Source organism: Streptomyces sp. NPDC044044, from assembly GCF_056434405.1.
In genome coordinates, this window is record NZ_JBWKFG010000010.1 from 240,941 (window position 1) to 253,968 (window position 13,028).

Genomic DNA, 13,028 nt, shown 5'->3' on the forward strand with positions numbered 1-13,028 from the left:
GATGTATCTGGCGTCAACGGACGCGGTCGCGAAGGCCAAGGACAAGGACAAGGCAGAGCCCGAGGCCAGGACCGGGGGCGGCCGCCGCGTCGCCGGGCCCGTCCTCGCCCTCGGCGCGGTCAGCCTGGTCACCGACATCTCGTCCGAGATGGTCACGGCGGTCCTTCCGCTCTACTTCGTTCTCCAACTCGGCCTCTCGCCGCTCCAGTTCGGTTTCCTGGACGGCCTCTACAACGGCGTGACCGCGTTCGTGCGACTCCTCGGCGGGTACGCCGCCGACCGCGGCGGGCGGCACAAGCTCGTCGCCGGCGGCGGCTACGCCCTCTCCGCGCTCTCCCGGCTCGGCCTGCTCCTCGCGGGCGGCGCCACGGCCGGGATCGGTGCGGCGCTCGCCGCGGACCGCATCGGCAAGGGCGTGCGGACCGCGCCCCGCGACGCGCTCATCTCGCTCAGCAGTCCGCCGGACGCCCTCGGCAGGGCGTTCGGCGTGCACCGCGCGATGGATACGACGGGCGCGCTGCTCGGGCCGCTCGCCGCGTTCGCGCTGCTCTGGGCGACGGCGGACGCGTACGACGCCGTGTTCGTGGTCAGCTTCTGCTTCGGGGTGCTCGGAGTCCTGATGCTGATCGCGTTCGTGCCGGGGCGGCAGGACCAGGCGCCGCCCGTACCGGACAAGGCCGAGCCGGCAGCCCGCCGCTTCAAGGCACTTGGCCTCCTCCGCGTCCCCGCCTTCCGGCGCATCCTGTGCGCCGCTTCCCTCCTCGGCGCCGCCACCATCGGCGACGCCTTCCTCTATCTGCTCCTGCAGCGGCGGCTCGACTTCGCGGTGAGCTGGTTCCCGCTGCTGCCGCTGGGCGCCGCCGCGGTCTATCTGCTGCTCGCGGTGCCCGCAGGGCGCCTCGCCGACCGCACGGGGCGCCGCGTCCCCTTCCTGGCCGGGCATGTGGCGCTGCTCGGCGGATACGTCCTGCTGCTCTCCCCCACCGACGGCTGGGCCCTGCTCATCGGCGTACTCCTGCTCCTCGGCATCTTCTACGCGGCCACCGACGGCGTCCTGATGGCGCTCGCCACACCCGTGCTTCCCCCGGGGCGCCGGGCCGGCGGCATGGCGGTCCTGCAGACGGGCCAGGCGCTGGCCCGCCTCGTCGCGGCCGCCGGGTTCGGCGCGGCCTGGACGCTGTGGGGCATCGGCCCCGCACTGACCTGCGCGGCGCTCGCACTGACGGCGGCACTGGCGGGAGCGACAGCGCTCCTCCCCCGCCACGAAAGGCAGACATGACGCAGAACACCGCATCCCCAAGGCTCTCCCTGCGCGCCCGCGTCATCGCCGTGGCCGTGGCCGCCGCCGTCCTCGCGACGGTGGCCGTCGCCTACACATTGCGCGCGGCCGACCGGGCCGAACCGACCGCCGCCACCTCGGAGTTCGCACTCGACCCCGGCCACCTGTACTTCCGCAGCACGGAAGCAGGCACGAAAGGGGGAGTGGGAGCGGGCCGCGTGGCCCGGACCGGCAGCGCACTCGGCCAAGGCCCCCGCACCACGGGCGGCCCCTCCTGCGAGCGCTTCTACGCCGCCGCGGGCACCGCGCTCTGCCTCCAGCGCCGCCCGGGGATCCCGCCCCAGTCGTACGCACTCGTCCTCGACCGGCAGTTGCGCGAGAAGCGCCGCATCGCGCTGACCGGCATCCCCAACCGGGCCCGGGTCTCGGCGTCGGGCCGGATGCTGTCCTGGACGATGTTCGCGACGGGCGACTCGTACGCGGGGTCCTCCTTCTCCACCCGCACCTCGATCCTGGACACCCGCACGGGCTACTTGATCAAGAACATGGAGGAGATCCCCCTCACCCTCGACGGCCGCCGCTACCACTCCCCCGACGTCAACTACTGGGGCGTCACCTTCGCCGAGGGCGACAACCGCTTCTACGCCACCGTCTCGACCAAGGGCAGGACGTACCTGGTCCAGGGCGACATGAAGAAGTGGGCGGCCCGCACCCTGCGCACGAACGTGGAGTGCCCCTCGCTCTCCCCCGACAACACGCGTCTGGTGTTCAAGAAGCGCGTACGAAAGGGGAGTTCGGACCCCTGGCGCCTCTACGTCCTCGACCTTCGCACGATGCGCGAACACCCCCTCGCCGAGACCCACGGCGTCGACGACCAGGCCGCATGGCTGGACGACGACACCGTGGCGTACGCCCTGCCGGGCGCGGAGGGCAGGAAGCAGGACATCTGGACGGCGCGGGCCGACGGGAAGGGGGCGCCGAACTTGCGCGTACGAGGCGGGACTTCACCGGCGGCGGTGCGCTGACCTGCGCTCGGCCCGCCCCGGGCGGAATTCGGATGCGCGCCACCGGCAGCTTCCCGCAGGATCGGCCGCATGACCACCACGCACCGCACCGTCGTGCCCACCCTCTTCCCGCCGCCCGGATACGCCCACGCCGCCCTCGTCGAGGCCGGCACCAAGCTCGCCTTCATGGCGGGCTCGGTGCCGCTCGACCCCGAGGGGAATCTCGTCGGGGAGGGTGACGTGGTCCGCCAGGCCGAACAGGTCGTCGCCAATCTCGACGAGGCCCTGCGCGCGATCGGCAGCGACCTGACGCAGGTGGTGGCCAGCACGGTGTACGTCGTGAGCGACGAGCCCGGCCCGCTGAGCGAGGTGTGGGAGGTCGTCCGCGCCTCCGACCTCCTCGCGAAGGGTCCGCACACCTCGACACTCCTTGGCACGACATGCCTCGGCTACACCGGCCAGCTGGTGGAGATCACCGCCACGGCCGTTGTCCCGGAGTAGCCATGACCGTGGTCCCGGGTTGCCACGACCGTGGCCCCGGAGTAGCTCAGCCCCGCGCCCTGCTCGCGAGCCCCAGCGCGTACTGCGGCCACCACTGCCCCGCCCTCGGCCCGCCCCGGCAGGTTCCGTCGGACTCGCCGGGCCGCTTGATCCACAGGTAGGCGTCGAGCGCGGGGTCGCCGGTGACGGTGGTGGGCGGGGTGCCGAGGGCGCGGCCCGGCGGGTTGCACCAGGCTTCGTCGCCGCCGCCCGTGTAGGGGCCGTTGCCGTTGCGGCTGCTGTCGACGACGAAGTGCTTGGCGCCGCCGAGCGCTCTGGCCAGGCGGTGTCCGTACTCCGAACTCACCGCGTTCGTCTGATAGTTGGACACGTTGATGGCGAAGCCGTCGGCCCCGGCGATCCCGGCCTGCCGCAGCGGCGCCACAAGACGGCTCTCGGCGGGGATCCAGCCGGCGTTGCCCGCGTCGAGATAGACCTTGGTGTGCGGGCGCGCCTTGATGCGGTCGACGGCGTAGGCGAGAAGGCCGTACCGCTCGCGGGCGTCGGCCTTCGCGCAGCCCGCGATCTTCTGCGCGACGGCGTCCGGTTCGACGATGACGTACGCGGCGCGCTCCCCGATGCCCGCGGCGAACTCGTCGATCCACCGCCGGTACTCCGCCGCCGTCGCCGCCCCGCCTCCGGAGTAGTCACCGCAGTCGCGGTGCGGGATGAAGTACGCGACGAGCACCGCGGTGCGCCGCTGCGCGGTCGCCGCCTCCGTGGCCGCGCGGACCACGGGCCCGGGTCCCGGACTGTGCAGCCACACGGCCTGGGGGCGCCCTGAGATGCGCTCGACGAGACGGGCGTCGGCGGTCCTGCCCTGTCGGCGCCACGCGGTGGCCTGGCGTGCCGCGGCGCTGTTCGGGTCGACCCAGAAGGTGGGCCCCGGGGCGTCACCCCCCGCGTGTACGGCGGCGTACGCGGGGTCGGCCGCACCCTGGGACACCGCGCCGGACGCCGCCGCGCTCAGGAGCAGCGCGGTGGCGAGGACCCGGGCAAGGCGGGGCCGGGCAAGACGGGGCCGGACGAGGCGAGGACGGCCCAGGCGGGGACGGGCAGAGCGCGGACGGGCACGCTCGGGTGATCGGAAGGGCGGCTGCGACACCGGGCACCTCCAGTTGCTCGGCACCGGACGGTCCCGGCGCGTTCCCCGGAGTCTGCGGTCGTCCGGCCCCCGCAAGGCCTCGCACGCCGCCGGTCGGGCGGCAGATCACCCGAAGAATCACTCCGACGGCGGCGCCCAAGTGCGCGTCTTCGGCAGGGGTTTGGCGTAGCCACCGGCGCGGCTCGTGGTCAGGCCGAGCCCGACGAGGGACTCGGCGAGCTTCACCGCGGCGGCCACGCCGTCGACCACGGGCATGTCGAGGGCGGCGCCGACCTTCTCCTGCAGCCCGGTCATCCCCGCACAGCCGAGCACCAGGACCTCGGCCCCCGCGTCACGGGCCCGCTCGGCCGCCGCGAGGAAGGCGCGGACGGTGGTCTCGGAGTCCCCGAGGTCGAGGACGCCGAGCCCGGTCCCCACCACGGCGGCACAGTTCTGCGCGACGCCGGCCGCGTGCAGGCTGTCCTCGATCTGGCCGCGCGCCCGGTCGAGAGTGGTGACGACGCCGTACCGCCGCCCGAGCAGACAGGCCAGATGTGCGGCCGCCTCGGTGATGTCGACGACGGGCACGTCGAGGAGCTCCCGGGCGCCCTCGCGTCCGTGCTCGCCGAACCCGGCCATGACCACGGCGTCGTAGGGCTCCTCGTGTCCGCGCAGGGTGTCGAGGACGGCGGCCGCCGAGAGATAGCTGTCGAGCCACCCCTCGGCGGACTCAGGACCCCAGGCGGGGGTGAGCCCGACGATGGAGGTGCCGGGGGCTGCGGCGTCCCGCGCGCCCGCGACGATCTCCTCGGTCATCGCCCGGGTCGTGTTGCAGTTGGTGACGACGATGCGCACTAGCCCTCCACCGCATCCGTGAGTGCCGCGGTCCGCTCGGCGCGGCACAGCGCGGCGTAGAGCAGCGCGGCCGTCGCGGTCCCGATGAACCAGGAGTACGGCGCCACGTAGTCGAAGAACGGCACGAGCGCGCACACGGCCGCGAAGCCCGCCGTCGGCACGAAGGCGGCGAGCGCCTTCGGGTTGACGCCCTTCTTGTAGTAGTAGGGCGATCCCGGCTCTGCCTTGAAGAGCGCTTCGGCGTCGATGCGCCCGCGCTTCACCCAGAAGTAGTCGACCGCGATGATCCCGAACAGCGGTCCGAGGAAGGCACCGAGGCCGCCCAGGAAGTAGTTGACGACGGTCGGGTTGGAGTAGAGGTTCCACGGCGTGACGAGCAGCGCGGCGACCGTGGAGATGATCCCGCCGATCTTGAAGGTGATCTTCTGCGGCCAGACGTTGGCGAGGTCGTACGCGGGTGAGACGAAGTTGGCGACGATGTTCACGCCCATCGTGGCGACGGCGAAGGTGAGCGCCCCGAAGATGAGGACCCAGGTGTTGCCGATCTCGGCGACCAGTTCGGCGGGGTCGGTGATGGCCTTGCCGAAGACTTCGAGGCTGCCCGCGGTGACGATGACGGAGAGGATCACGAAGGCCGTGGAGTTGATGGGCAGGCCCCAGAAGTTGCCGCGCTTGACGGTGCGGTAGTCGGGGGCGAAGCGCGAGAAGTCGCAGAAGTTGAGCATCAGCGTGCCGTAGGTGGCGAGGATGAGCCCGATGGCGCCGAACCACTGCCGCACCTGCTCGCCGGTGGAGACCGGGTTCGGGGTGCTGGTGAGCGAGATGGTCCAGCCGGCCTTCCACAGGATCCACACGGCGAGCGCGATCATCACGACCCAGATGGCGGGCCCGCAGAAGTCCTGGAACTTCCGTACGGATTCCATGCCTCGGGTCATGATCAGCCCCTGCACGAGCCAGAGGGCGACGAACGAACACCAGCCGAGGGCGTGCAACCCGAGGAAGGAGTGCTCGGTCCAGGCGTCGAGCCCCGGGAAGGCGGCGATCAGCATCACGTTGACCGCGATGGAGGCCAGATAGGTCTGGATTCCGTACCACATGATGGCGATCACGGCCCGGATCAGGGCGGGGATGTTGGCGCCCCAGACACCGAAGCTGATGCGGCTGACGACGGGGAACGGCACGCCGTGGCGCTGGCCGATGCGCCCCATCATGTTCATCCCGACGTAGATGAGCACGAAGCCGACGAGGAGCGAGGTGAAGATCTGCCAGACGTTGAGGCCGAGGACCAGGAGGCCCGCCGCGAAGGTGTAGTTGCCGAGGTTGTGGACGTCGGACATCCACAGGGCGAAGAGATCGAAGACCTTCCACTTGCGCTCGGCGGAGGGCGCGAGGTCTTCGTTGGTGAGGCGGGGATCGGGCACGAAGTCGGTTGCGGCGCCCGGGGCGTCGGCGCGCTGGGTGAGGGACACGGGGCCTCCTGCGAGGAATCCTGCGGGGGACGGAGGTGCGGCGCGCTTTGGTATACCAAAGTTTGGTATACCAAAGATTCCGTCATGCTCCCGCTCCCGACGGCGCCCGGCAATGTCCGTACGGTTACGAATCGGTAAATCGAAGCGGGGTTCGGCAATGATGGACTCCATGACGACCGTGGAGCAGCCGCTGGCCGCCGTACGTGAACGCGTGCTCGCCGCGTTGCGGCAGGAGATCATCGCCGGGCGCCTCGGCCCCGGGGACCGCCTGGTCGAACGGGAGGTGGCCGAGCGCCTGGGCGTGTCCAGGGTGCCGGTCCGCGAGGCGATCCGCGCCTTGGTCGCCGAGGGCTTCGTCACCTTCGAGACGCCACGCAGAACCGTGGTCCGCCGCCTGACCCGCACCGATGTGACCGAACTCTTCGAACTGCGTGAGGCGTTGGAGGTGTTCGCGGCGGGACGCGCGGCGGAACGGGCCACGGAGGAGGGTCTCGCGGAGCTGTCCGCGCTGCTCGACAGCGCCGCGAAGGCGACGCGCACGGCGGACGGGGAGGCGATCACGGACATCAACACGCGTTTCCACGACCGCCTGCTGGCGATGGCGGGGAACGGTCTGCTCACGTCGGTCATGGAGCCGGTGGACGGACGGCTGCGGTGGATGACGCGGCGGAACGAGGAGTGGACGCATCTGCTCGCGGAGCACCGGGAGTTGTACGAGGCGGTGGCTTCGGGGGACGCGGGGCGCGCGCGCGACGTGGCGCTGGCCCACGTGCGGACCAACTACCGGTCCACGGTGCGGCATCTCTTCGGCGAGGAAGAGGAACAGGACTAGTCCCCGACCCCGCCCCTTTCCACTGCCCCGCTCCGGCGCGGAGCCTCGCGCGCCGTCAGCACCGGCTTCGCCGCCATCACCGCCTTCGCCGAGTTCGTCCTCAATCGCCGGACGGGCCGGACGGGCCGGACGGATCCCAGCCCCGCCCCCGATACCGATCCGTCGCCGCCACCAGCTCCTCCGCGATCCCCCGCGCCCCCGCGTTGTGCCCCACACCCCCGACCATGACCAACTCACTCCCCGGCCAGGCCCCTTGAAGCCGCCAGGGAATCCCCACCAGATTCCCGAAGTCGAGAGTCCCCTGCACCAGGGTCCCCGGAATCCCGGCCAGCGCCCCCGCGTCCCGGAGCACGACCTCGTCCCCGCCCAGCCAGTGGTCATGGGCGAAGTAGTGCGTGACGGTCCGGGCGAAACCCGCCCGGAAGGCCGCGTCCTCGTACCGGGGGACGGACCGCGGCGCCTGCGACGCGAACGCCGTCTCCCAGTCGGTCCACGCCCGCGCGGCGGCAGCACGGACCCCCGCGTCGGAAGACTCCAGCAGCCGGTTGTAGGCAGCGGAGAGATCCCCGTCCCGCTCCCCCTCCGGGACCCCGTCCCGGAACGCCTCCCACGCCCCGGGAAAGATCTGCCCGAGCCCCCGCGTCAGCACCTCGACCTCCGCCCGGCTCCCCGTGGCCAGACCGGTGAGCACCAGCTCCGACACCCGGTCGGGGTACGTCTGCGCGTACCGCAGCCCCAGCACGGACCCCCAGGACCCGCCCCACACCAGCCACCGCTCGATCCCCAGATGCCGCCGCAGCAGCTCCAGGTCGGCCAGCAGATGCCCGGTCGTGTTGACGCTCATGTCGGTACGGGGATCACTCGCGTGCGGCGTCGACCGTCCGCACCCGCGCTGGTCCAGGAGCACCACCCGGTACGCCTCGGGGTCGAAGTACCGCCGGAAGAACGGCGTGCACCCCGACCCCGGCCCTCCGTGCAGGACCACCGCCGACTTCCCCAGCGGGTTGCCGCAGACCTCCCAGTACACGCGGTTTCCGTCGCCGACTTCGAGCATGCCGTGGTCGTACGGCTCGATCTCCGGATAAAGGCCCATCGGCCGAAGGTAACCCGCTCCCCACGGGCCCCACCAGCTACCCGGCGCGCAGCCCCCGCATCCGCCCGTACGCGTACACGCACCCCGCGAGCGCCAGGTCCGAGAGCAGCATGAACCCGATCGAGTACGAGTCCTTGGCGCTGTAGATCGCGCCCATGACCAGCGGCGGGACGAAGCCTCCCAGGCCTCCCACCGCCCCGACGATCCCTGTCACCGATCCGACCTGGGCCTGTGGCGTCACCTGCGAGACGAGCGCGAAGACGCTGCCGCTCGCCGTGCCGAGCCCCGCCGCCATGGCGAGGAAGCAGATCGTGCCGCCCGGATTCAGCGACGGTTCGAAGGCCTGCACGATGGCGAAGACCGCGACGACGGACAGCGCGCACGAGGTGACCGTCGCCGGGTGGATCCGGTCGGAGAGCCAGCCGCCGATCGGGCGGAAGATGACGGTGACCAGCGCGAAACCGGCCGCCTTCGTGCCCGCTTCGGTGGGCGAGAGGTCGTACCAGGTCTTCAGGTACGTGGGCAGATAGACCCCGAAGGCGACGATGCCGCCGAACCCGATCGCGTACAGCGCGGACAGCTCCCACGTCACCCGCAGCCGTCCGGCCTCCCCGAGGCGGGTCGTGAGCGGGCTCGTCGGCACCGGACGGTCGGGGCGGTCGGTGATCAGGAGGGCCGCGAGCACCGCGTACGCCGCGAGCGCGATCGCCACGACCAGGAACGGCAGGTTGTCGCCGTGCTTGGCGATCCGCGGCGTGAAGTACCCGGAGAGCGCCACGCCTCCCATGCCCATCCCGAAGACACCCAGCGCGAAGCCGCGGTGCGCGGGCGGGAACCAGGAGTTGACCAGCGGGATACCGATCGCGAACGTCGTTCCGCCGAGGCCGAGCAGGAAGCCGACCGCGAGCATCGCGACGAAGTTGTCCTTGGCCGGAATGATCAGCAGCACCGGCACGATCGTGAGTGCCGAGATCAGCGGGAACATCAGCTTGGCGCCGTAGCGGTCGGTCAGCGCGCCGACCGGGACGCGGCCGAGCGAGCCGACGATGACCGGCACGGCGACCAGCAGGGACTGTGCGAACGACGTGAGCCCGAGCCGGTCGCCGAAGTCGCTGCCGAGCGGCGCGATGAGGTCCCATGCCCAGAAGGTGAGCGTGAACCCGACCGTGGCCACGGCGAGATTGCGGTAGGCGGCGGCCGACGGCTTGGCCTCGGCACTCTTGGCCGCGACGGTTGAGGAGTTCGTCATGTCATCACCGCTCCGAGCGCCACGAAGACGCAGATCAGTACGAAAAGGATGGCGAGCAGCGGCCAGACGAAGCGCAGGTACTTGTCGTAGCCGACTTTCGCGAGCGCGACGCCGCCGATGGTCACGGCGGTGGTCGGCACCCACAGGTTCATCCAGCCGCTCGCGGACTGCCACGCCGTGACGACGACCGCGCGCGAGACCCCGGCGAAGTCGGCGAGCGGGGCGAGGATCGGCATGGCGAGGGTCGCGTGGCCGGAGGTGGAGGGGATCAGGAAGGCCAGCGGCAGGTTCACGACGAAGACGATGATCGCGAAGAGCCCGGACGACGTGCCCTTCACCACGCCCTCGATGGAGTGCAGGACGGTGTCCGTGACCTTCGAGTTGTTCATGATCACCGTGACGCCGCGCGCGAGCACGATGACCAGGGCGGGCGAGATGAAGTCGGCCGCGCCCTGGATGATCGTGGAGCTGACCTTCTGCTCGCCCATCCGCGCCACGCACCCGACGAGCACGGCCGCGCAGAAGAAGAGCGCCGCCAACTGCGGGAAGGACCAGCCGAGTTCGAAGCCGTACGGCTTCGCGTCCGCGTTGCCCGTGAGCGCGCTCGCCCAGGGCACCACGGAGAAGATCATGAAGGCGAAGACGAGAGCGACCACGACGAGCACGGTCTTGTGCAGACGCGTCAGCTCCGGCACCTCGCCCGCGTCGGCGGCGGTCTGCTCGCGGTCCCCGGGCAGGAAGCCGCTGAGGGAGCGGTCCGGGTTCTTCTGTACGCGCTTCGCGTAGCGGATGACGTAGGCGATGGTGACCGCGGTCAGGACGATCCACATCACGAACCGCAGCACGATGCCGTCGCCGAGCGAGATGTCGGCGGCGGAGGAGGCGACTCCGGTGGCGAACGGGTTGACCGTCGAGCAGAGCACGCCGATCCCCGCCCCCAGGATGATCGCGCCGACCGCGACCATGCGGTCGTAGCCGAGGGCGAGCATGAGGGGCACGATCAGGCCGTAGAAGCCGAGCGTCTCCTCCGCGAATCCCTCGACCGTGCCGAGGACGGAGAAGACGAGCATCACGCCCGCGATCAGCATCGCGCCGCGGTCGCGAAGGCGGTGGGCGAGGCGGCCGATGCCGCGGTCGAGGGCGCCGGTGGCGAAGACGACGGTGATGAACGCGCCGATGGCGAGCACGAACAGGAACACGCCCGCGCTGCCGTACAGCTCACCGGCCATGTCGGGCCCGACGACGCCCGACTTCTCGTCCTGGATGCCGTACAGGCCGTTGACCGGTGCGAGGAAGAGGTCGTTGAGCCGGTCGACGAAGGTCTGGCCGGAGTCGACGCGGTGGTAGCTGCCCTCGACGGGGGCTCCGTCGGCATTGCGGTCGTAGGCGCCGGAGGGGATGAGGAAGGCCAGCAGCCAGACGGCCACGGTGACGATCGCGAGGATGGTCAGGGCGCTAGGGAAGGTGAACTTCCTTTTGTGCTGCGGCTCTTCGGTGCCGGGATCCGTCGCGGTGGTGCTCATGCGCGGCGCTCCCCGTCGGCGCCGGAGCCTGCGCCTGTGCCTGTGCCTGAGCCATTGAAGTCGGCCGCGTACTCCCGCACGAAGGCGGCCATGGCGACGACCGTGTTGCGCAGCTCGGAGAAGAGCACGCGTTCGTTCGGGGCGTGCAGATTGCACATGCTGTCCTGGGCGCCGAAGAGCAGGACCTCGGCGCCGGGTGCCGCCTTCGCCAGGCCGTTGACCAGGGGGATGGAGCCGCCGGTCGCGACGAACGAGGCCTCCTCGCCCCAGGCTTCCTTGAGCGCGGCACGGGCGGCGCGGTAGGCGGGACCGCCTGTGGGCGCCTCGTAGCCGGGGCCCGTGTCGCCGGGCGTGACGGTGAGGGGGACGCCGAAGGGGGTGAGCGAGCGCAGGTGGTCGACCAGCTTGGCCTGCGCATCCTTCGCGTCCTGACGGGGGTGGAAGCGGAGGTTCAACTTGGCGCGTGCGTACGGCACGACGGCCGAAGCGGCATGTTCGACGCTCGGCGCGTCCAGGCCGATCACCGTGATCGCGGGGCCGCTCCAGAGCCGCTCGCCCAGGCTGCCGCTGCCGATGAGCGGCACCCCGTCGCGCACACCGGCGAGTGAGCGGAACTCGTCCTCGGTGTAGCTCGTGCCGCTCCAGTCCTCGCGCCGCAGCCCCTCGACGGCCACGTCTCCGTGTACGTCGTGCAGGGTGGCCAGAGCCTTGAGGAGCACGAGCAGCGCGTCGGGCGCCGCGCCCCCGAACTCCCCGCTGTGGCGCGGCTCGTCGAGGGTGCGCACCTCGACGACCACTTCGGACGCGCCGCGCAGGGCGGTGGTGAGGGTGGGGGTGCCGGGCCGGAGGTTGCCGAGGTCGGCGACCACCATGGCGTCGCAGGCGAACCGCTCCGGGTCGGTGGGCGGATAGTCGTCGAAGGCGCTGCCGTACTCCTCCTGGCCCTCGATGACGATCTTGATGCCGACGGGTGGCCTGCCGCCGTAGGCCCGCAGCATGCCCAGGTGCGCGATGACGTTGGACTTGTCGTCCGCGATGCCGCGGGCGCGCAGGCCCCCCTCGATCGGGGTGGGCTCGAAGGGCGGCGACTTCCACAGGCTCTCGTCGCCGGGCGGCTGGACGTCGTAGTGGCCGTAGAGCAGGACCGTCGGGGCGTCGGGGGTCGGCGGCGGGATCTCCCCGTAGATCACGGGTGAGGTGTCCGGCAGGTCGAGCCGCTCGACGGTCGGCACCCCCGCTCCCCGCAACAGCTCGACCAGCAGGTCGTGCGCCTCCTGCACCGGTGCGGCCGGGAAGCCGGGGAAGGCGATGGAGGGGATCGCGGCGAGCCGTTCGAGGTCGGCGCGCAACGTGTCCATCAGGTCATCGACGGTGGCTTCGAGCTTCATAGGCGGCACCCCTGGGTCGTCTGCATCCGGCTTTGTGGTGATTAGCCCGAATTATCAGACTCCGAGGGGAACGGATTCCGAACGGCTCGCCGTGCAGCCGGGGATGCCGCACCGCTGCCGCACAGCACCTGCCTGACCGCACAATGCCTGCCTGGGTGAGCGGCCATGCCGCGAGGCCCTTCCCCGGACATCACGGCCCCCGCCACGAACCACCCCACAGGCACTAAAGTCGGGGCATGGTTTCGGAGACTTCAGGCGGTGGCGGCAACGGCAACGGAGCCGGCGGTGCTCCGGCAGGCGCGGGTGCGGGCGGCGCGGGGGCAGGCGCTGGCGCGGGCGGGGGTTCCGTCCGGATCGACGCGTGGATCTGGTCCGTACGCCTGGTCAAGACCCGCTCCATGGGCGCGGCGGCCTGCAAGGGCGGCCATGTGCGGGTCAACGGCGAGCGCGTGAAGCCCGCTTACGGCGTGCACGTCGGCGACGAGGTACGCCTGCGCCACGCGGGCGGCCGTGAACACGTCGTCGTCGTGAAACGCCTCATCCGCAAGCGCGTGGGCCCTCCGGTGGCCGTCGAGTGCTACGTCGACAACAGCCCTCCCCCGCCGCCCCGCGAGGCCGTGGCCCCCGCCGGCGTACGCGACAGGGGAACGGGCCGCCCCACCAAGCGCGACCGCCGGGAGATGGAACGACTGCGGGGCGAGGCCTAGCCACG

At 71.4% G+C, this 13,028-nt stretch carries 12 protein-coding genes; 5 read left to right on the plus strand and 7 right to left on the minus strand.

Translation table 11 applies throughout. The features are described 5' to 3' along the window. The first annotated feature begins 1 nt into the window (after position 1). The 3 genes from AC07AG_RS34710 to AC07AG_RS34720 all read left to right on the plus strand — a co-directional run bounded on the left by AC07AG_RS34710 (position 2) and on the right by AC07AG_RS34720 (position 2,784). A complete protein-coding gene (locus AC07AG_RS34710; RefSeq protein ID WP_478760292.1) occupies positions 2-1,279 on the plus strand; it encodes an MFS transporter in 1,278 nt (425 codons plus the stop codon). Beyond that, positions 1,276-2,304 carry a TolB-like translocation protein gene (locus AC07AG_RS34715; RefSeq protein ID WP_478760293.1) on the plus strand — a complete coding sequence of 343 codons (1,029 nt, stop codon included), beginning with the start codon at positions 1,276-1,278 and terminating at the stop codon, positions 2,302-2,304. The genes AC07AG_RS34710 and AC07AG_RS34715 overlap by 4 nt, the downstream gene beginning before the upstream one ends. A gap of 69 nt (positions 2,305-2,373) precedes the next feature. Then, the gene (locus AC07AG_RS34720; protein ID WP_478760294.1) at positions 2,374-2,784 is read left to right on the plus strand and encodes a RidA family protein; all 411 of its coding nucleotides are present in this window, start codon (positions 2,374-2,376) and stop codon (positions 2,782-2,784) included. Positions 2,785-2,830: 46 nt separating this feature from the next. Here the strand turns inward: AC07AG_RS34720 and AC07AG_RS34725 are convergent, their stop codons facing one another. The 3 genes from AC07AG_RS34725 to AC07AG_RS34735 all read right to left on the minus strand — a co-directional run bounded on the left by AC07AG_RS34725 (position 2,831) and on the right by AC07AG_RS34735 (position 6,231). Beyond that, the gene (locus AC07AG_RS34725) at positions 2,831-3,868 is read right to left on the minus strand and encodes a glycoside hydrolase family 6 protein (RefSeq protein WP_478760647.1); all 1,038 of its coding nucleotides are present in this window, start codon (positions 3,866-3,868) and stop codon (positions 2,831-2,833) included. Between the two features lie 177 nt (positions 3,869-4,045). Further along, positions 4,046-4,762 (minus strand): aspartate/glutamate racemase family protein, encoded by a 717-nt coding sequence (locus AC07AG_RS34730; RefSeq protein WP_478760295.1) that lies wholly within the window; start codon positions 4,760-4,762, stop codon positions 4,046-4,048. Continuing rightward, positions 4,762-6,231: an NCS1 family nucleobase:cation symporter-1 gene (locus AC07AG_RS34735; protein WP_478760296.1), complete on the minus strand. Its 1,470-nt coding sequence runs from the start codon at positions 6,229-6,231 to the stop codon at positions 4,762-4,764. Before AC07AG_RS34735 ends, AC07AG_RS34730 begins: the two co-directional genes overlap by 1 nt. A gap of 169 nt (positions 6,232-6,400) precedes the next feature. On the opposite strand from AC07AG_RS34735, the gene AC07AG_RS34740 reads away from it, so the two are divergent. Then, complete coding sequence (locus AC07AG_RS34740; RefSeq protein WP_478760298.1) at positions 6,401-7,063, plus strand: GntR family transcriptional regulator; 663 nt, start codon at positions 6,401-6,403, stop codon at positions 7,061-7,063. A gap of 100 nt (positions 7,064-7,163) precedes the next feature. Here the strand turns inward: AC07AG_RS34740 and pip are convergent, their stop codons facing one another. From pip to AC07AG_RS34760, 4 genes are read right to left on the minus strand one after another with little or no spacing between them, the layout of a single operon-like run. Continuing rightward, positions 7,164-8,156 (minus strand): prolyl aminopeptidase, encoded by a 993-nt coding sequence (gene pip / locus AC07AG_RS34745; protein WP_478760299.1) that lies wholly within the window; start codon positions 8,154-8,156, stop codon positions 7,164-7,166. A gap of 37 nt (positions 8,157-8,193) precedes the next feature. Further along, positions 8,194-9,405, minus strand: coding sequence for an MFS transporter (locus tag AC07AG_RS34750; protein ID WP_478760300.1), 1,212 nt, complete (start codon positions 9,403-9,405; stop codon positions 8,194-8,196). Then, entirely contained in the window at positions 9,402-10,928 is a 1,527-nt protein-coding gene (locus tag AC07AG_RS34755) for a YfcC family protein (protein ID WP_478760302.1), read from the minus strand. Before AC07AG_RS34755 ends, AC07AG_RS34750 begins: the two co-directional genes overlap by 4 nt. Next, positions 10,925-12,316 carry a M20/M25/M40 family metallo-hydrolase gene (locus AC07AG_RS34760; protein WP_478760304.1) on the minus strand — a complete coding sequence of 464 codons (1,392 nt, stop codon included), beginning with the start codon at positions 12,314-12,316 and terminating at the stop codon, positions 10,925-10,927. Before AC07AG_RS34760 ends, AC07AG_RS34755 begins: the two co-directional genes overlap by 4 nt. Before the next feature lie 236 nt (positions 12,317-12,552). On the opposite strand from AC07AG_RS34760, the gene AC07AG_RS34765 reads away from it, so the two are divergent. Beyond that, the gene (locus tag AC07AG_RS34765; RefSeq protein ID WP_478760305.1) at positions 12,553-13,023 is read left to right on the plus strand and encodes an RNA-binding S4 domain-containing protein; all 471 of its coding nucleotides are present in this window, start codon (positions 12,553-12,555) and stop codon (positions 13,021-13,023) included. Positions 13,024-13,028: the final 5 nt, after the last annotated feature.